16 protein-coding genes are annotated in these 18,992 nt (G+C 71.4%); 11 read left to right on the forward strand and 5 right to left on the reverse strand.

What is annotated here, in order from left to right:
- Positions 1-53: 53 nt before the first annotated feature.
- Positions 54-461: an ATP-binding protein gene (locus AAC944_RS28800; protein WP_030613147.1), complete on the reverse strand. Its 408-nt coding sequence runs from the start codon at positions 459-461 to the stop codon at positions 54-56.
- Positions 462-1,057: 596 nt separating this feature from the next.
- Positions 1,058-2,140, reverse strand: coding sequence for a nitroreductase family protein (locus tag AAC944_RS28805; RefSeq protein ID WP_438272763.1), 1,083 nt, complete (start codon positions 2,138-2,140; stop codon positions 1,058-1,060).
- 127 nt (positions 2,141-2,267) lie between these two features.
- Between AAC944_RS28805 and lpdA the strand changes: the two genes are divergently transcribed.
- From lpdA to AAC944_RS28825, 4 genes are all read left to right on the forward strand, one after another.
- Complete coding sequence (gene lpdA / locus AAC944_RS28810) at positions 2,268-3,671, forward strand: dihydrolipoyl dehydrogenase (protein ID WP_030613140.1); 1,404 nt, start codon at positions 2,268-2,270, stop codon at positions 3,669-3,671.
- Between the two features lie 191 nt (positions 3,672-3,862).
- Positions 3,863-5,845, forward strand: a complete 1,983-nt coding sequence (locus AAC944_RS28815; protein ID WP_030613136.1) for an ABC transporter ATP-binding protein — start codon at positions 3,863-3,865, stop codon at positions 5,843-5,845.
- Positions 5,823-6,017, forward strand: coding sequence for a hypothetical protein (locus AAC944_RS28820; protein ID WP_030613133.1), 195 nt, complete (start codon positions 5,823-5,825; stop codon positions 6,015-6,017). Before AAC944_RS28815 ends, AAC944_RS28820 begins: the two co-directional genes overlap by 23 nt.
- Positions 6,018-6,204: 187 nt before the next feature.
- Entirely contained in the window at positions 6,205-7,071 is an 867-nt protein-coding gene (locus AAC944_RS28825; RefSeq protein ID WP_051871654.1) for an endonuclease I family protein, read from the forward strand.
- 12 nt (positions 7,072-7,083) lie between these two features.
- Here AAC944_RS28825 and AAC944_RS28830 read toward each other — a convergent pair whose 3' ends face one another.
- Positions 7,084-7,428 (reverse strand): WYL domain-containing protein, encoded by a 345-nt coding sequence (locus AAC944_RS28830; protein WP_368396490.1) that lies wholly within the window; start codon positions 7,426-7,428, stop codon positions 7,084-7,086.
- Positions 7,429-7,552: 124 nt separating this feature from the next.
- On the opposite strand from AAC944_RS28830, the gene AAC944_RS28835 reads away from it, so the two are divergent.
- The 3 genes from AAC944_RS28835 (at position 7,553) to AAC944_RS28845 (ending at position 12,344) form a co-directional block, all read left to right on the forward strand.
- Positions 7,553-8,041, forward strand: coding sequence for a P-loop NTPase family protein (locus AAC944_RS28835; protein ID WP_030613126.1), 489 nt, complete (start codon positions 7,553-7,555; stop codon positions 8,039-8,041).
- Between the two features lie 256 nt (positions 8,042-8,297).
- A complete protein-coding gene (locus AAC944_RS28840; RefSeq protein WP_030613123.1) occupies positions 8,298-9,902 on the forward strand; it encodes a M4 family metallopeptidase in 1,605 nt (534 codons plus the stop codon).
- Positions 9,903-10,076: 174 nt separating this feature from the next.
- On the forward strand, positions 10,077-12,344 hold the full coding sequence (locus AAC944_RS28845) for a terpene synthase family protein (protein WP_030613120.1): 2,268 nt from the start codon (positions 10,077-10,079) through the stop codon (positions 12,342-12,344).
- A gap of 64 nt (positions 12,345-12,408) precedes the next feature.
- On the opposite strand, the gene AAC944_RS28850 is transcribed toward AAC944_RS28845, so the two are convergent.
- Positions 12,409-12,606 (reverse strand): hypothetical protein, encoded by a 198-nt coding sequence (locus tag AAC944_RS28850; RefSeq protein ID WP_030613117.1) that lies wholly within the window; start codon positions 12,604-12,606, stop codon positions 12,409-12,411.
- A 230-nt stretch (positions 12,607-12,836) separates the two neighbouring features.
- The gene (locus AAC944_RS28855) at positions 12,837-13,412 is read right to left on the reverse strand and encodes a CGNR zinc finger domain-containing protein (protein WP_030613114.1); all 576 of its coding nucleotides are present in this window, start codon (positions 13,410-13,412) and stop codon (positions 12,837-12,839) included.
- Between the two features lie 103 nt (positions 13,413-13,515).
- Here AAC944_RS28855 and AAC944_RS28860 point away from each other — a divergent pair, with 103 nt between their 5' ends.
- The 4 genes from AAC944_RS28860 (at position 13,516) to AAC944_RS28875 (ending at position 18,981) form a co-directional block, all read left to right on the forward strand.
- Positions 13,516-14,688: an epoxide hydrolase family protein gene (locus tag AAC944_RS28860; protein ID WP_030613111.1), complete on the forward strand. Its 1,173-nt coding sequence runs from the start codon at positions 13,516-13,518 to the stop codon at positions 14,686-14,688.
- Between the two features lie 384 nt (positions 14,689-15,072).
- Positions 15,073-16,035, forward strand: a complete 963-nt coding sequence (locus AAC944_RS28865; RefSeq protein WP_030613108.1) for a phosphotransferase family protein — start codon at positions 15,073-15,075, stop codon at positions 16,033-16,035.
- A 484-nt stretch (positions 16,036-16,519) separates the two neighbouring features.
- Positions 16,520-17,911 (forward strand): dihydropyrimidinase, encoded by a 1,392-nt coding sequence (hydA, locus tag AAC944_RS28870; RefSeq protein WP_030613105.1) that lies wholly within the window; start codon positions 16,520-16,522, stop codon positions 17,909-17,911.
- Positions 17,912-17,976: 65 nt separating this feature from the next.
- Positions 17,977-18,981 (forward strand): TIGR03842 family LLM class F420-dependent oxidoreductase, encoded by a 1,005-nt coding sequence (locus AAC944_RS28875; RefSeq protein ID WP_030613102.1) that lies wholly within the window; start codon positions 17,977-17,979, stop codon positions 18,979-18,981.
- The last annotated feature ends 11 nt before the right edge of the window (positions 18,982-18,992 follow it).

Below are 18,992 nucleotides of genomic sequence, written 5' to 3' on the forward strand. Positions count from 1 at the left end.
CCGGCCCCGGTGGTGCCTGCGCGGCACGGCGACGGCGCACTGCCCGCGGCCCTTCACGTGCCCGCGAGGACCGCCCGTACGGTCTTGCCGCCACCGCGGTCCGCGGTGATGTCGAACTGCCGGGCCAGCAGCTCCACGATGGCCATGCCCCGGCCGCCGACCGCCTCTTCGGTGAGCGGCTTGACGGTGGGGGTGCGCGGGTCGTCGTCGTGCACCTCGATGGTGACGCCGCTCGACGCGGCGCTGAGCCGCAGCCGGCAGCGGCTGTTGCCGTGCCGTACCGCGTTGGTGACCAGCTCGGACACGATCAGTACCGCTTCGTCCACCCGGCCCGACACCCCGGCGGGCATCGCCGGATGGCCGAGGAAACCACTGGTCAGCCTCCTGGCCCAGCGGGCCGACGCGACCTCCCGCGGCAGCGCGTACTCGACGCGCGTGGCGCGGTTCCTGCTCGCGTGCATGGCTCCCACTCCCTCCCTTGACGGTGGCGGAGGGACTCCGGTCACTGCGTCGCCCCCTCCACCCGTGGCCGGTGCGATCACGCACGGCCTGCCGACGGGAGCGGTCATTCCCGCTCGCCGCCGCGCCAACCATCGGCAACCCGTTTGCCGACCCGCTGTGACGGAGTGAACACGCACACCTCAGGGGGCGACCGGCGCTGTCGGGCGTACATGCGCCCGGACCGGGCACACGCCACCTCACCGGCGTACGCCCACGGCGGACCGGATCAAGCCGATCACGACGGCCACGCGGCGCCGTCGCGAGGTGCCGTACGGCCCGATACGGCCCGCGGCCCGTCCCCCCGTGCCACCCGGCGGCCCCCGATTCGCCCCGGCCGCTAACGATGGTTTACTATTCAAGGGAAGTGAGGGACGGACACGGCACCGCCGACGGCCTCGCTCTCCGGCGCACCCGCGGCAACCGCGGCCGCGCCCCCCACACCAGCCCCGGCCGGCTTCCCCCGTCTGGCCGGGGCTTCCCCCTTTCCGGACGCGGTGCGCCGAGCGGCCTACGCCGTGTCCCGCCGTACGGCGCAGGTCCCGTCTGGCCGGACGGCCTACGCCGGGTCGAACTCCAGGACTTCCTCCACCGGACGCCGGGGCGTCGCCGTACCCCGCGGCCCGTACCCGAAGCGCAGGACCATCTGGACCAGGCCGTGCCCGGAGACCGGCTCCCGCAGCGGCCAGCGCAGCTCCGGCCACTCCAGGGACTGCGTGACGAACGAACTGGAGAGCCCGTCCAGGGTGGCCGCGAGGAGGGTGCGCTGCATCGCCTGGCCCGCGCGCAGCCAGTCCTCGGGGCGGTCCCGCTCGGTGCTGAGCAGCGCGAGGTGCGGATGGCTCTCGAAGGCGGCGGTCTCCCGTCCCGGCACCTCCGTACCGGCCGCGAAGTCCCGCACCGGGGCCCGCCCGCCGCGCCGCCGCGGCCCGAAGGCGTACGCGGGCACCCCGTCGTCCGCCGTCTCCGCCGCCGCGCCGATCCGGGTCCACTGCGCGAGGTCCGGGCGGGCCGGTGCCGGTTCCCGGTCGTCGCCCGCGCCGCCGGCCGGCGGGTCCGTACCGGCGCCCGCGCCGCCCCCGGCCGCGTCGTCCCGCACCGCCGTACGGTCCCGCAGCTCGCCCTCGTCGGCCAGCTCCAGCACCAGCTGCAGGTGCCAGCCGACCGGGAAGGAGAGCGTCGCGCCCTCCTGCTCGGCGGCGTGCCGCAACGCGGTGAGCTGGGCGGCGCTCAGGCCGGTCTCCTCGAAGGGGTACCGGCTGGTGTGCCGCTCGTGGACCGCCGGGTGCAGCCGGCGCAGCCGCTCCGTACCCCCGTCCGCCTCCCCTTCGGCCGCCAGCTCCACGGCGGCCAGCAGCGCGGGCCGCTCGGGGTCGGGCAGCAGCGTCGTACGGACGGGCAGGCCGGCGTGGGCGGCCGACACCCGCAGGTTGAACAGGGCGGCCCCGCAGCCGATGTGCAGCGCGCGGTCGTCGGGGTCCGCCTGCGGCAGCGCGCGCTCCGGGTCCGCCCACAGCCGCAGCGTGCGGCAGCCGGGTGAGCAGCTGAACCGCCAGGGCTGGGCGTTGTGCATCGACGGTGCGGCGATCGCGTCGGTCACCAGCGCCGTCACGGTCAGGTCGTCGGCTGCCTGCATGTCCACCGGGGCCTCCAGGAGGGTGGGCGGCCGGGCGTCGGGGCCTCCTCCAGGGTGGCCCGGTCCGGCGCCGGGCGCATCGTGGATCTTCAATGCCCTGCGCACGCCGCAGGAGCCGACCTACGCTGCCCGTATGAGTGCACACTTTGACGTCGTCGTCCTCGGCGCGGGCCCCGGTGGGTACGTCGCCGCGATCCGCGCGGCCCAGCTCGGCCGCAGCGTGGCGGTCATCGAGGAGAAGTACTGGGGCGGGGTCTGCCTCAACGTGGGCTGCATCCCCTCCAAGGCCCTGCTGCGCAACGCCGAGCTGGCGCACCTCTTCACGCAGGAGGCGAAGACCTTCGGCATCCGGTCCAGTGGCGAGGTGACCTTCGACTACGGCGCGGCCTACACCCGCAGCCGCAAGGTCGCGGACGGGCGCGTCAAGGGCGTGCACTACCTCATGAAGAAGAACAAGATCACGCAGTACGAGGGCCGCGGCACCTTCGCCGACCCGCACACCCTCCAGGTCGCGCTGTCCGGCGGCGGCTCCGAGACCGTCACCTTCGACCACTGCATCATCGCCGCGGGCGCCACCACCAAGCTGCTGCCGGGCACCTCCCTGAGCGAGCGGGTGGTGACGTACGAGGAGCAGATCCTCAGCGCGGAGCTGCCGCGCAGCATCGTCATCGCGGGGGCCGGCGCGATCGGCGTGGAGTTCGCCTACGTGCTGCGCAACTACGGCGTGGACGTCACGATCGTGGAGTTCCTGGACCGGCTGGTGCCCCTGGAGGACGCCGAGGTCTCCGCCGAGCTGGCCAAGCGGTACAAGCGCCTGGGCATCAAGCTGCTGACCGGGACCCGCGTCGAGGGCATCGACGACGACGGCAGCGGCACGGTGAAGGTGCACGTCAGCACGGGCGGGCAGCAGCAGACCCTGGAGACCGGCAAGGTCCTCCAGGCGATCGGCTTCCAGCCGCGCGTCGAGGGCTACGGCCTGGAGAACACCGGCGTGAAGCTCACCGAGCGCGGCGCCATCGATGTCGACGGGCGCTGCCGTACGAGCGTGCCGCACCTCTTCGCCATCGGCGACGTCACCGCGAAGCTGATGCTCGCGCACGCCGCCGAGGCCATGGGCATCGTCGCCGCGGAGACGATCGCGGACGCCGAGACGATGGAGCTGGACTACGTCATGATCCCGCGCGCGACGTACTGCCAGCCACAGATCGCCAGCTTCGGATGGACCGAGGAGCAGGCCCGCGAGCAGGGCTTCGACGTCCAGGTCGCCAAGTTCCCGTTCACCGCGAACGGCAAGGCGCACGGCCTCGGCGACAGCACCGGATTCGTCAAGATCCTCAGCGACGCCCGGTACGGCGAGCTGCTCGGCGCCCATCTCATCGGCCCCGAAGTGACCGAACTGCTCCCGGAACTGACGCTGGCTCAGCAGTGGGACCTGACCGTCCACGAGGTGGCCAGGAACGTGCACGCGCACCCGACCCTCGGCGAGGCCGTCAAGGAAGCCGTGCACGGACTCGCGGGGCACATGATCAATATGTGACGGGGCAGGCCACCCCGCTGATCGCGGCACTCCGTGCCCCCTGCGCACCGAGCCGAAAACAGGTCCCCGTTGCGCGCGGCCCCCGGACAATGAGAACAGGCGTCCGGTGACGGTGGCGGACGGTTGTGGGGGTGGGGCCCGTGAGCCGAGGAATGAGGCGCATCCGGCGAGGGAAGCCGGGTGCGCTGCCCGTGACGCGCAGTGAACGGCTGATGTTCGGCGGCGCGCTGCGCTACGACCTGTCGTTCACCCGGCACGAACAGCCGCTGCTGCGGCTGACGTTCTGGCAGATGGCACGGCAGTTCCCCGCGATGGCGGCCCTCGTGGGCCGGGCCGCCTGGCGGGAGGACCCGCGCGCCCTGCTGGCACTGCTCGGTGCCGAGGTGGGGCAGGGGCTGACCCGCGCGTTCGTCCTGGTGGCGACCAACCGGGTGCTGGTCGCGCTGTTCGCCGGCGGGCCGACCGTGGAGCGATTACGCCAGGCGCTGCCGGCGCTGCTCGCCGGCTGCGCCGTCGCGGCCGTGGCCGCGCTCCTCTCGGCGGTCTCGGTCGCCGCCTCCGGACGCCTGGAGCCCAAGGTCGAGCGGGTCTGCACCGCCCGCTTCTACCGCGGCGCCGTCCGGGTGGAGCTGGCGGCGCTGGAGGACGCCGACTTCCACCGCACGCTGGACGCCGGGCGCTTCGGCACCGACTCCGTCCGCATGATGCTCCGGTCCTCCGTCACGGTCGTCAACGCCCTGATCGCGCTGCTCGCCTCCGCCGTCGTACTGGCCTGTCTGCACCCGCTGCTCGTCCTGATGCTGGTGCTGATTGCCGCGCCCAAGGGGTGGGGGGCGGTCCTCTCGGCGCGCCGGCAGTACGCCTCGCGGCACGCCTGGATCGAGCACCGGCGCGCGATCTCCGTCGTCACCCAGAAGATCACCGACCACGACTGCGCCCCCGAACTGCGCGCGCACGGCGCGGGCCGGATGCTGACCGACGCCTACGACGACATGTCCGCGACGATGGAGCGGGAACAGCAGCGGCTGGCCACCGCCGAGGCCGTCACCCAGACCGTGGCGGCCGCCGTCTCCGGCCTCGCCACGGTTGCCGCCTACGGCGTCCTGTGGCTGCTGCTCACCGGCGGCGGCATGCCGCTGGCGGTGGCCGGCACGGCCGTGATCGCGGTACGCAGCGCGGGCGCGGGCCTGACCGCCCTCGTCCTCCAGGTCAACCGCCTCTACGAAGAGGCCATGTACCTCAAGGATCTCCAGGACGCCTGCGAGGGCGCCGAGCGGCATGCCATCCCGGCCGGCGGCACCCCGGTCCCGCGGCCGCTCACCGAGATCCGGCTGACGGACGTGAGCTTCACCTACCCCGGCGCACCGGAACCCGCGCTGCGCGACGTCAGCCTGACGATCCCGCACGGCAAGGTCGTCGCCCTGGTCGGTGCGAACGGCTCGGGCAAGACGACGCTCGCCAAGCTCGTCGCGGGCCTGTACCTGCCGACCGCCGGACGGCTCACCTGGAACGGCGTCGATCTGCGCGAGGCGGACAGGGACGCGGTGTTCGACCAGGTGGCGGTGTTGGGACAGGACTTCCCGCGCTGGCCCATGACCGCACGCGCCAACGTCCACATCGGCCGCAGCGACCAGCTGCCCGACCAGGAACGCATCGAGCGGGCCGCGTCCGAGGCGGGCGCCGCCGGCCTGGTCGAGGGGCTGCCGCACGGCTGGGACAGCCTGGTGGTCAAGGGCTTCGAGCGCGGTACGGACCTCTCCGGCGGCCAGTGGCAGCGGCTCGGCAGCGCACGCGCCCGGTACCGCGGCGCGCCACTGCTGATCGTCGACGAGCCGACCGCGGCCCTCGATCCGCAGGCCGAGGTCGAGGCCTTCCGGTCGCTGCGCTCGCTCGCCGACGACGGCACGACCGTCCTGCTGATCACCCACCGGCTGGCGGCCACCGCCACCGCCGACCTGATCTACGTACTGGACCACGGCCGGCTGGCCGGTGCCGGCACCCACCGCGAGCTGATGTCCGAACCGGGCGGCCTGTACCGCGCCATGTACGAACTCCAGGCCGCGCAGTACGGGATGGACGGGACGAACGGCGTGCCGCGTGCGGACGGCGTGCCACGGCCCAGGAACGCCGGCGCCGCCTCGGACGACTCCCATGTCGACCGCGTCCAGGGGTAGCGCGCCGCGCCGGCTGCCGCCCGCACCGCTGCGCCCCCGGCTCGGCCCGCTCGCGAGCACGCTGCGGGACGTGCTGGGCTGCCTCGGGGTGATCGTGGCCGCGGTGCTGGTCTCGCTGGTGTGCGTGCTGCTCTCGCAGGAGTTCCCGCAACTCGCGGAGATCTCGCGCTGACCGGGCAGGACCGGTCTTCTCCGGTCCCTGCCGCTCTACGCATGTAGATCTCCACTTTCTTGACACATAATCACACCGCAATGGTCACCCGGTGGGAATTGTGACGGTGGCAGGCTGCCTGCGGCCGGTCATTCACCGGCCGGCCCCGGTCCGCACCCCCCACACTCCGGCGGACCGGTCCACGCGCATGGGGGAGAGGACACCACTCGTGGACACATCCCGTACCACCGCTCGGCGCAGAATCGTCACGGCACTCACCGGTACCGCCCTGCTCGGCCTGGCCGTCCAGGTACCGGCCACCGCAGCGCCCGAACCGGCCCCGCGTACCCCCGCCGCCTCCGCCGCGGCGTACGTCACCACCGCGTACGACGACACGTACTACAAGGACGCGCTCGGCAAGACCGGCCCGGAGCTCAAGTCCGCGCTGCACACCATCATCAGCTCCGGCGTCAGCAAGCTCAGCTACAGCCAGGTCTGGGACGCCCTGAAGGCCACCGACCAGGACCCCGAGAACTCCTCGAACGTCATCCTGCTCTACACCGGCCGTTCGCAGAGCAAGGACGACAACGGCGGCGACCCCGACCAGTGGAACCGCGAGCACGTCTGGGCCAAGTCGCACGGCGACTTCGGCACCGCCACAGGGCCCGGCACCGACATCCACCACCTCCGCCCGACCGATGTCTCGGTCAACAGCACCCGCGGCAACAAGGACTTCGACAACGGCGGCAGCGAGGTCGGCGAGGCGCCCGGCAACTACACCGACGGCGACTCCTTCGAGCCCCGCGACGCGGTCAAGGGCGACGTCGCCCGCATGATCCTCTACATGGCCGTCCGCTACGACGGCGACGACGGCTTCCCCGACCTGGAGCCCAACGACAAGGTGGACAACGGCTCGGCGCCCGCCATCGGCCGGCTCAGCGTCCTGAAGACCTGGAGCGAGCAGGACCCGCCGGACGACTTCGAGAAGAACCGCAACGAGGTCATCTTCGACACGTACCAGCACAACAGGAACCCGTTCATCGACCACCCGGAGTGGGTCGACGCGATCTGGTGACCGTACGCACGGTCAGGCGGGGCCGCCGCCCGACGCGGCGGCCACCATCCGGCCGCCCGGCTTCCGCAGGTACGCGATCAGCTCGGGCGGTTCGTGCACCTCGAACGCCACGCCGAGCAGGGCGAGCCGGAAGGCGAGCCAGTCCAGCGCATCACCGCCGGTGAGCAGCCGGCAACGGCCGTCGGGCAGCGGTTCCAGCACGCCGCTGCCCGGCGGCACCCGCCGCGCCGCGTCCTCGGACGAGGTGTGCGGGGTGACCACCGCACGGTGCCGGGCACGGTGACCGGTGACCGACTCGGCCATGTAGGAGGCCGCGTCGGCCGCGGGCAGCGCGCGCCCGGCGGACCGCGGCGACACCGGGCGCAAGGTCGGGCGGGCCCGCGCGTCGAACGACAACTCCTACGAGGGGCTGGTCGTCGGCTTCCAGCGGCAGTACGTCCACCGCGACCCCTCCGGCCTGAGCGACCGGCTGCGGGACGCCGTGCGCCGCTTCGTGCGCGAGGACGTCTCCCCGGAGTGCGACGGCGCACGGCTCGACGAAGCAGCCCGCACGACGCGGGTGGCGGGGCCGGCACGCATCGCCGACAGCGGCCTCGGTCACCTGAGCCCGGACCGGGAGACCGGCACCCTCTCCGGCGGCGAGAGCCGGCGGCTGAAGACCGCACGCCACCTCGGCTCCAGCCTGACCGGCATGACGTACGTCTTCGACGAGCCGAGCACCGGGCTGCACAGGGCCGACGTGGACGGGCTGCCGGCGCTGCTGGACCGGCTGGTCGACGCGGGCAGCACGGTGCTGGTCATCGAGCACGACATGGTCGTCGTCCGGCACGCGGACCGGGTGACCGGCCTCGGCGGAGGGCGGCCGCCGGGGCGGCGGGGTCCTGGTCACCGGCCGGCCGCGGGACCTCCTGGACCATGTCGGCTCGCCGGCGGCGGAGCATCTGCGAGGCCGGTGACCGTGACGCGGTGATCGCTGTACGGATAACGGGCGGTCAAATTTACGTTGCTGATCTGTTCGAAACGGTCGGAAGGTGGCACGCTCTGTCCGTCCCGACCGCTGCTTCACAACGGGAGGGTCTGGTTCCGCCTGTTCGGAGGCGGAACCCCGCTCCGCCTCGGCACCACCCGCACCACTCCGTACGACTCGTACAGCGGCGGCCACGACCCATGGCCGCCCGCCCCCCTCGACGGGCCGCCACCCCGCGGCCCCGTACCAAGGAGACCGAGTGAGAGGCACCTCCCACAGACGCACGTACGCCCTCCGCGCCGCGGCCCTGGTCGCGTCGGCGGCCACCGTCGTACTCGGCGTGCAGAGCGCACCGGCCGGCGCGCAGACCGGCCAGGAGACCGGCGCCGTCGCCCTGTCGGCCGGCCAGCGCGCCGCCGCCGTCCAGGACGCCCAGTCCGGCGCCACCGCCCGGGCCATCGGCCTCGGCGGCAAGGAGAAGCTCGTCGCCCGGGACGTCATCAAGGACGCCGACGGCACGGTGCACACCCGCTACGAGCGGACCTACGACGGCCTGCCGGTCCTCGGCGGTGACCTCGTCGTCCACGAGAAGAAGAGCGGCGCGCGCAAGGTCACCAAGGCCACCACGGCCCGAATAGCCGTGCCGACCACCAAGGCCGAACTCCCCGCGGCGAGCGCGGAGAAGACCGCGCTGAAGGCCTCGGCGGCCGAGGAGAACACCGAGGCCGACGCCGAGCGGGCGCCGCGCAAGGTGATCTGGGCGGCCACCGGCAAGCCGGTCCTCGCGTACGAGACCGTCGTCGAGGGCGTCCAGAAGGACGGCACCCCGAGCGAGCTGCACGTCGTCACCGACGCCGCCACCGGCAAGCAGCTCTTCGCCGACGAGCGCATCGAGACCGGCACCGGCACGGGCGACTACAACGGCACCGTCACCCTCGGCACCACGCCCAACGGCGCGACGTTCGACCTCAAGGACGGCGCCCGCGGCGGCCACCGCACGTACGACCTGAACCAGGGCACTTCCGGGACCGGCACCCTCTTCAACGACGCCGACGACGTCTGGGGCGGCGGCCGCCAGTCCGCCGCCGTCGACGCCCACTACGGCGCCGCCACCACCTGGGACTTCTACAAGAACGTACTGGGCCGCAGCGGCATCAAGGGCGACGGCGTCGGCGCGTACAGCCGGGTCCACTACGGCAACAACTACGTCAACGCCTTCTGGTCCGACAGCTGCTTCTGCATGACCTACGGCGACGGGTCGGGCAACGCCAACCCGCTCACCTCCCTGGACGTGGCGGCGCACGAAATGAGCCACGGCGTCACCTCGAACACCGCGGGCCTGCGCTACAGCGGCGAGTCCGGCGGCCTGAACGAGGCCACCTCCGACATCTTCGGCACCTCCGTGGAGTGGTACGCCAAGAACACCAAGGACCCGGGCGACTACCTCATCGGCGAGAAGATCGACATCAACGGGGACGGCACCCCGCTGCGCTACATGGACAAGCCCAGCAAGGACGGCGCCTCGCGCGACTACTGGTCCAAGGACCTGGGCCGGATCGACGTCCACTACTCCTCGGGCCCGGCCAACCACTGGTACTACCTGCTCTCCGAGGGCAGCGGCGCCAAGACCATCAACGGCGTGAGCTACAACAGCCCGACCTACGACGGCAAGGCCGTCACCGGGATCGGCCGCGCCAAGGTCGAGAAGATCTGGTACCGCGCGCTGACCACGTACATGACCTCCACGACCAACTACGCGGCGGCCCGCACCGCCACGCTGTCGGCGGCGACCGACCTCTACGGCGCCACCAGCGCCGAGTACAAGGCGGTGAACGCCGCCTGGGCCGCGATCAACGTCCGCTGACGCCTGATCCGGTACGGCTGTATCTCGATCACTCGTACGGGTGACTCCTCCGGTATCCCGCTTTTCGGGCCGCCGGATGGGTAGTCCCCGGACGCACGCCGGGGGGCGCGGGCATCCGTTCGCGGGTGCCCGTCATGCCTGCCCCCCGGCACCGTCGAGAAAGGCCGGGGACCCGTGACACAGCCCTTCCAACTGCCGGACTTCTACACGCCGTATCCGGCGCGCCTGAACCCGCACCTCGAAGCGGCCCGCACGCACAGCAGGCAATGGGCGCGCGAGATGAACATGCTCGAAGGGTCCGGCATCTGGGAGCAGCGCGACCTCGACGCGCACGACTACGCCCTGCTGTGCGCCTACACCCACCCCGACTGCACCGCCGACGACCTCGCCCTGGTCACCGACTGGTACGTCTGGGTGTTCTTCTTCGACGACCACTTCCTGGAGATCTTCAAGCGCACCGGCGACCGCGCCGGCGGCAAGGCCTACCTCGACCGGCTGCCCGCCTTCATGCCGATGGACCTCGCCCAGGGCATGCCCGAGCCGACCAACCCCGTCGAGGCCGGGCTCGCCGACCTGTGGACCCGTACGGTCCCCGCGATGTCCCCGAAGTGGCGCGAGCGGTTCGCGGAGAGCACGGTCAACCTCCTCAACGAATCCCTCTGGGAGCTGTCGAACATCAACGCACACCGGGTGGCGAACCCGGTGGAGTACATCGAAATGCGCCGCAAGGTCGGCGGTGCCCCCTGGTCGGCCGGGCTGATCGAGTACGCGGCGCGGGCCGAGGTCCCCGCCCGCGTCGCGGGCTCCCGGCCGCTGCGGGTGCTGCGCGACGCCTTCTCCGACGCCGTGCACCTGCGCAACGACATCTTCTCCTACCAGCGCGAGGTCGAGGACGAAGGCGAGCTGAGCAACGGCATCCTGGTCCTGGAGCGCTTCCTGGGCTGCTCGACCCAGGAGGCCGCCGAAGCCGTCAACGACCTGCTGACCTCCCGGCTCCAGCAGTTCGAGCACACCGCGCTCACCGAGCTGGAGCCGCTCTTCGCCGAGCACGCCCTCGGCCCGGACGAGCAGGCCGCGGTCCTGGCCTACGTCAAGGGCCTCCAGGACTGGCAGTCGGGCGGCCAGGAATGGCACATGGTCTCCAGCCGGTACATGAACGGCGCGGGGGAGGAGGGCACCTCCGCCGCGCCGCCGCGCTTCTTCTCGCTGCCGCTGGGCGCCCTCGGCCTCTCCGCGCTGAACGTCACCCAGGGCGCGCCGACCACGGCGCGCGCCGAGGCGGCCCGCGCCCGCACCTTCACCCACGTACCGTTCCGGAAGGTCGGCCCGTCCCGGCTGCCGCATTTCAGACAGCCGCTGCCCGCCAAGCTCTGCCCGCACCTGGACACCTCCCGGCGCAACCTCGTGGCGTGGGCCCACCGGACGGGCATCCTGGACGAGCAGCCCGGCATTCCCGGTTCGCGCGTCTGGACCGAGGAGAAGCTCCTCGACTACGACCTGCCGCTGTGCGCCGCCGGCCTGGACCCGGACGCCACCCTGGAGGAGCTGGACCTCAGCTCGGCCTGGCTGGCCTGGGGCACGTACGGCGACGACTACTACCCCGTGGTCTTCGGCCGCCGGGGCGACCTGGCCGGGGCGAAGGCGATGGACGAGCGGCTGGCGGCCTGCATGCCGCTGGACTGCAGCCCGCCCCCGCCGGCCACGCACGCACTCGAACGCGGCCTGGCCGATCTGTGGCAGCGCACGGCCGGCCCGATGAGCGCGGACAACCGCCGCCGCTTCCGTGATGCGGTACGGGTGATGACCAGGAGCTGGCTCTGGGAGCTGGACAACATGGTGCAGAACCGCATCCCCGACCCGGTCGACTACATCGAGATGCGCCGGCACACCTTCGGCTCCGACATGACGTTGAACCTCTCCCGGATCAGCCACGGCAACGCCGTCCCCCAGGAGATCTACGAGAGCGGGCCGTGGCGGGCGCTGGAGAACGCCGTCATCGACTACGCCTGCCTGCTCAACGACGTCTTCTCGTACCAGAAGGAGATCGAGTACGAGGGCGAGGTGCACAACGCGATCCTCGTGGTCCAGAACTTCTTCGACGTCGACTATCCCACCGGACTGCGCATCGTCGACGACCTCATGAACAGCCGGCTGGACCAGTTCGAGCACATCGTGGCCCATGAACTCCCGGTGCTCTACGCCGACTTCGGCCTGTCGGAGGAGGCCAGACAGTCCCTCGGCAACTACATTTCCGAGATGCACGACTGGCTGTCCGGCATCCTCCGGTGGCACCACGACTGCCGCCGCTACACGGAGGCGGACCTCATTCGCCACCACAGGACGGCGGAGCCGGCTCCGGCTGCCGTTCCCCGGAGCCTGTCGGCACCCGGAGGAATCGGTACTGCAGCGTTCCGGGTCCCGCGGCCGCAGCCCGTGGGCTGACCCGGCCGCACGCGCCGGAGGGCCCGTCGGCAGCCGCCGGCAGGCCCTCCCGCCTCCACCACCTTCAGGGCAGGATCTTCTCCACGGCCGCGCGCCCCTCGTCGGCCAGCTTGCGGCGCGCCCATTCCAGATTCTTCGGCGTGAGATCACGCCCGGTCGCCATCACCAGGTCCTCCGGGCTCACGTCCGCCGCCGGACCGCTGTGCAGACTGCGGTCCGGAGTACGGAGATCATCGGGCTCGGGCCGGGATTGCTTGTCCATGCCGCCTCCTCGCGCCTCACGGTTACCGTCCATGTTCCCGGCATAACGGCACATATGCACTCCGAGCCGGAGAGGGCGACACCACGTACCGACCATCCACTCTGCGTGACGGCCGCAGGATGACGAGAGCGCCCGTTCCGGCGGGACGGCGCCCTCCGGCACCTTCGCGACCGGCGCCCAGGCGGCGGCCTGGGACGGCACCGGCCCACTTGGGTGCACCGAGGTAATGATCACTCCGCTGATCCGGGGTTTCTGCGCTGGTTGGCGTGGAAGCGTGCTTTCTTCTGACGATTCCCGCAGGTGTTCATGTCGCACCATCTGCGGGTGCGGCTCCGGCTGGCGTCGAAGAAGGCGGCTCGGCAGGTCGGTGAGGCACACAGGGCCAGTTTTCCGTCGCGTTCGCCCGCGATGATGCTGATCGCGTCGGCGGCGATCACGCTGAGGGCGTCCTCCACACAGGAGGCCGAGCTGAGCCGCCATCGCCGCTTGCCCTCGGCCGTCAGGATCGCCGCGGCCCGACCCTGGGCGCTGCAGTCATTGATGACGTGGACAGCCGATGCGGGGAGAGCGTCCTGGACCGCGGCCGCTGTCGCGGCGGCGTGGATCGACTCCCTCAGTTCCCGGGCGAGGTCGAGTTGGGCGGTGGTGCAGGAGTCCACGGCGAGGCCGCTCACCGTCAGCCAGTCGATGAGTCGGCGCGGCGTGGGGATGCGCTCCACGGGGACGCCATGACGCTCCGACAGAGTCCCGGTGAAGCTGGTCGCCAGCACCTTACCGAGGCGGAAGTCAGGGAATCCGGCACGCATGGAACCACCTTAGCCGGTTGCGGCGTGCTTCGGAGTCCTGCTAGAACCGTCATAGCCGGTTCGCGACAGGTCGTAGCCGGTTCCACGACGGCCAGGAGGCCTCATGCCCCGTCCGACCAGCGACGTGCAAGCATGTGAAACCCACGCGACCGACGCCGACCTCGACGATCTGCGCGCGCGACTGGCCGCGGCGCGACTGCCGGAGGCCGAGACGGTCCATGGCGCCGCGCCCGGCCCCCGCCGGTGGGAACAGGGCGTTCCGCTCGCCGACCTCGTCGACGTCGTGAACTACTGGCGCACCGGGTACGACTGGCGGTCGTTCGAAGCGCTCCTCAACCGGATCGGCCAGTTCCGCACGACCATCGACGATCTGGGCATCCACTTCCTGCACCGCCGGTCCGCGCGCGCGGATGCCACTCCTCTGCTCCTGACGCACGGCTGGCCGGACAGCATTGTCCGGTTCGTCGATGTAGTGGACGAGCTGGCAGATCCGAAAGACGCGGACGCGCCGGCGTTCCACGTCGTGGTTCCCTCGCTGCCAGGCTTCGGTTACAGCGACAGGCCGGCCACCACCGGGTGGGGGACCGAGAAGATCGCTGCCGCATGGGTGGAGCTGATGGGAAGGCTCGGCTACGGCAAGTTCGTAGCCCACGGCGGCGACTGGGGAGGCAATATCACCACGGTCCTCGGCGGCAGGTTCCCGGAGCACGTCCTCGGCATCCACACCACGTTCGCGGAGGCGCCGCCCGGGTTGTCAACGGACGGGCTGACGGCGGCCGAGCGCAAGTGGACCGAGGAGACCCGCGATTTCTGGCGCCACCGCGCGGCGTACGCGAAGCAGCAGGCCACCCGGCCGCAGACCATCGGCTACTCGCTCGTCGACTCACCGGTCGGGCTTCTTGCCTGGATCCTCGACAAGTTCGCCGAGTGGTCGGACACCGGGGACAGCCCGTTCGAGACGATCTCCAGAGACCGCGTCCTCGACGACGTCACCCTGTACTGGCTGACGCGGACCGGCGCATCGACGGCCCGCATCTACTACGAAAGCCACAACTCGCTCGACCCCGAACTCCGGGTCGACGTCCCGTCGGCACTCACCATGTACCCCCGCGACGTCGAGAAGTGTCCGCGGCCCTGGGCACAGGAGCGGTACCGGCGGATCGTCCGGTGGAGGTCGCCCGAAACCGGGGGACATTTCCCGTCGCTGGAGGTTCCCGAGTACTTCGTCAAAGACCTGCAAGAGGGCCTCGCGGCAGTGCTGGCCGCTGATCGGTGAGCGCGGCCGGGTGCCGGCACCCGAACACGCCTGATGCCCGCGTCGCACGCTCGCCGAGTCGTTCGCGCAGCTGACCGCCCCGTACGCGCTTCACCATGCGGTTGGCCACGTCCTGGAGCGCATCGGGCTCGCACTCGCCGGACGTGCCGGCGCCCGGCTGCCACCGGACGGCTCACCCGCCACCCAGCGCCCCTGAGCGAGAACGCGCGCGCCGCACTGAAGGAGGCCTTGGCCCGCTCTCCCGAACGGGATGCCGCCGCCGGACACATCAGGACTCCGGCGAGATTTTCGCCTGCCGCAGCCGCGAGAGGGGCAGAGCAGTGTTGCCACCACCTCCGACGAAGACCTTTGCGCGGGTCACCGGCCGGATGATGAGGTGGCACGGTGACCGACCACGGTGAGGCGGCGGCTGTCCGACCGCTGACACTGGCTTGGGTGCGCCGGCACCTGGATGTCGGCGAACGGATCGTCGAAGCCGAGGCGCTGCGCGGCGGCATCACTGCCGACATGCTGAGGCTGACCATCGGCACGCGGCACGGAGCCACCCGTGACGTGGTACTGCGGAGCTTCGTCGACCCGCGCTACGTGGGGCACGCCGAGGACTGGCTGAACCGGGAGGCCGACGCCCTGACCCTCCTCACGAGCACCGGCGTGCCGGCTCCTGGGCTGATCGCGGTCGATCCGACTGCAGCGCACTGCGAGTATCCATCGCTCCTGATGACCCATCTGGCGGGCCGGACGGTCCTCGGCGACGAGGGATTGAGGACGCGCGTCCCCCTGCTGGCCCGTCAACTCGTGGCGATCCACGCGGTGCGCCCCCTCGAGCCGCCCCGTGAGTATGTGACGTTGACGACCGCCGACACCGTCGTCATGCCGAAGGGCGCCGACGAGGCGGCATGGGCCGCAGCGATCGACGTGATCCGCGAACCCGCGCCACCCTATGAAGGGCGATTCCTGCACCGGGACTTCCAACCCGGCAATGTGCTGTTCGACGTGCCGCCTTCACGGTCGGCCGGTGCCCGGATCACCGGCGTCGTCGACTGGGCAGCGACCTCCTGGGGCCCGGCAGATCTCGATGTGGCGCACTGCTCCACCAATCTCGCGCTGCTGCATGGCCCGGTGTGGGGGCTGCGGTTCGCCGAGGCGTACGAGGAGGCCGGCGGGGCGCTGGCCGCGGCCGCGAGCGAGCGGCTGTACTGGCAGGTGCGAGACGCCTTGGCGTGCTCGGAAGAAGTGCGGCAGGTGGCGCAGCCATGGCGGGAGGCAGGCAGGACGGAGCTGACGACGCGAGTCGTGGCGGAACGGCTGGACGCCTATGTCACCGCCTTGATGGACGCACGAGGCTGAGCCAAGGCACCCCGGTGTCCCGACCGACAGCGAGCACCGGGCCCGGCTGTGGCGTGCCTGCCTTGTCATCGGCGCGTGCCACGCCGCCGTCGGTCATCCGGCGGGCGGCCGGTGTGCCACGCCGGCCACCGTCAGGGCTGAGGGTTCAGGCTCTGCGGTATTGCCAGCCGCCCGGCGTGCGACGACCCTGAATCCCGTGCCGCGACGCGAGTAGCGGGGAGGGGGCGACAGCCATGGCACGGACGCTCATCCGGGTCGGCCTGGTCATCACCGCCGCCGACGAGAGCCACGCAGGCGTCCTGGCCGGGGGGGGAGCGAGCCCGTTCAGGAGTCCCGTTGGCGAAGGTGACCAGGGGTGCCTCGTGGGCGACGCACCCGACACGCCGACATGATGCCGGGGCGCGGCAGGTGAGGCGCACACTCAGACCCATCGACAAGCAGGCCGGGAAGGCGGACGGGCGCCCGGCACAGGGAGGGGCGAAGGATGACCCGCACGCTGATCACTGGTGGCCTCGTCATCACGGCAGCCGATGAGGTCCACGCTGACGTGCTCATCGAGCATGGCCGTATCGCGGCCCTCGCGGCCCCGGGTACGCAGGAGTGGACCGCGGACCGGGTGATCGACGCTGCCTACAAGTACGTCATCCCGGGTGGCGTCGACGCTCACACGCATATGGAGATGCCCTTCGGCGGCACCTTCGCCTCGGACACCTTCGAGACGGGCACCCGCGCGGCGGCGTGGGGCGGCACCACGACGATCATCGACTTCGCGATCCAGGGCAAGGGGAACTCGCTGCGCGAGGGCCTGGACGCCTGGCACGCCAAAGCAGACGGCCGGTGCGCGATCGACTACGGCTTCCACATGATCCTCTCCGACGTGAACGAGCATGTACTGAAGGAGATGGATCTGCTGGTCGCAGAAGGACTGACCTCCTTCAAGCTGTTCACGGCCTACCCCGGGGTGTTCTACAGCGACGACGGGCAGATCCTGCGCGCGATGCAGCGGGCCGCCGGGAACGGCGGACTGGTGATGATGCACGCCGAGAACGGCATCGCCATCGACGTGCTCGTCCAGCAGGCGCTGGCCGAGGGCCGGACCGATCCGCGCTACCACGGCGAGGTGCGGCGCGCGCTGCTGGAGGCCGAGGCCACGCACCGGACGATCCAGCTCGCCAGGGTCGCCGGGTCCCCGCTCTACGTCGTCCACGTCTCGGCCGAGGAAGCCGTCGCCGAGCTGACGCAGGCCCGCGACAAGGGCCTGCCCGTCTTCGGCGAGACCTGCCCGCAGTACCTCTTCCTCTCCACCGACAACCTCGCCGAGCCGGACTTCGAGGGCGCGAAGTACGTCTGCAGCACACCACTGCGGCCGCGCGAACACCAGGCCGCGCTCTGGCGCGGCCTGCGCACCAACGACCTCCAGGTCGTCTCCACCGACCACTGCCCCTTCTGCTTCCGTGGCCAGAAGGAGCTGGGCCGCGGCGACTTCTCGAAGATCCCGAATGGCATGCCGGGCGTCGAGAACCGCATGGACCTGCTCCATCAGGCCGTACTGGACGGCCACATCAGCCGCCGCCGCTGGATCGAGATCGCCTGCGCCACGCCCGCGCGGATGTTCGGGCTGTATCCGAAGAAGGGCACCATCACACCCGGCGCCGACGCCGACATCGTGATCTACGACCCGCACGCCGAGCAGGTCATGTCGGCCGAAACCCACCACATGAACGTGGACTACTCCGCGTACGAGGGGCGGCGGGTCACCGGTCAGGTGGAGACTGTCCTCTCCCGCGGCGAACTCGTCATCGACCGACGCGAGTTCACCGGCCACGCGGGCCACGGCCAGTACACCCCGCGGGCCACCTGCCAGTACCTCTCCTGACCCCGCCCGAGCACCACCCGGGACGTCGGTCATCATCACCGGCTCTACACCAGGGAGTTGAAGAGATGGACTTCGGAGTCGTCCTGCAGACCGATCCGCCCGGCTCCGCCGTGGTCGGGCTCATGCGCCGCGCCGAACGGCAGGGCTTCCGCTACGGCTGGACCTTCGACTCCGCCGTGCTCTGGCAGGAGCCGTTCGTCATCCACAGCCGCATCCTGGAACACACCGAGCGGCTGACCGTCGGACCGATGGTCACCAACCCGGGCACCCGCACCTGGGAGGTCACCGCCTCCACCTTCGCCACCCTCAACGAGATGTACGGCAACCGCACCGTCTGCGGCATCGGGCGCGGCGACTCGGCGATGCGGGTGGCCGGGCGCCGCCCGAACACCCTCGCCCGCCTCGGCGAGGCCATCACCGTCATCCGCGACCTCGCCGAGGGCCGCGAGGCCACCGTCGACGGGCAGCCGCTGCGGCTGCCGTGGGTCCGCGACGGGAAACTGCCGGTCTGGATGGCCGCGTACGGGCCCAAGGCGCTGGCCATGGCCGGCCGCCTCGCCGACGGCTTCATCCTCCAGCTCGCCGACCCCTTCCTCACCGAATGGATGGTCAAGGCGGTACGGGACGCGGCCACCGAGGCCGGGCGCGACCCCGACGCGCTGACGATCTGCGTGGCGGCCCCCGCGTACATCGGCGCGGACCTGGCACACGCCCGCGAGCAGTGCCGGTGGTTCGGCGGCATGGTCGGCAACCACGTCGCCGACCTGGTGAGCCGCTACGGCGAGCACTCCGGCATGGTCCCGGAGGAACTGACCGCGTACATCAAGACCCGCGAGAAGTACGACTACGCCCACCACGGCCGGGCCGGCAACCCGGACACCGCCTTCGTCCCCGACGAGATCGTCGACCGCTTCTGCGTCCTCGGCCCGCCCGAGGCCCACATCGAGAAGCTCCGCACCCTCCGCGGCCTGGGCGTCGACCAGTTCGCCCTGTACGCCATGCACGACAACAAGGAAGCCACCATCGACACGTACGGCACCCAGGTCATCCCGGCCCTGGCGGCGGGGTGAGAAGCCCTGCC

It is taken from the genome of Streptomyces sclerotialus (assembly GCF_040907265.1).
GTDB lineage: Bacteria > Actinomycetota > Actinomycetes > Streptomycetales > Streptomycetaceae > Streptomyces > Streptomyces sclerotialus.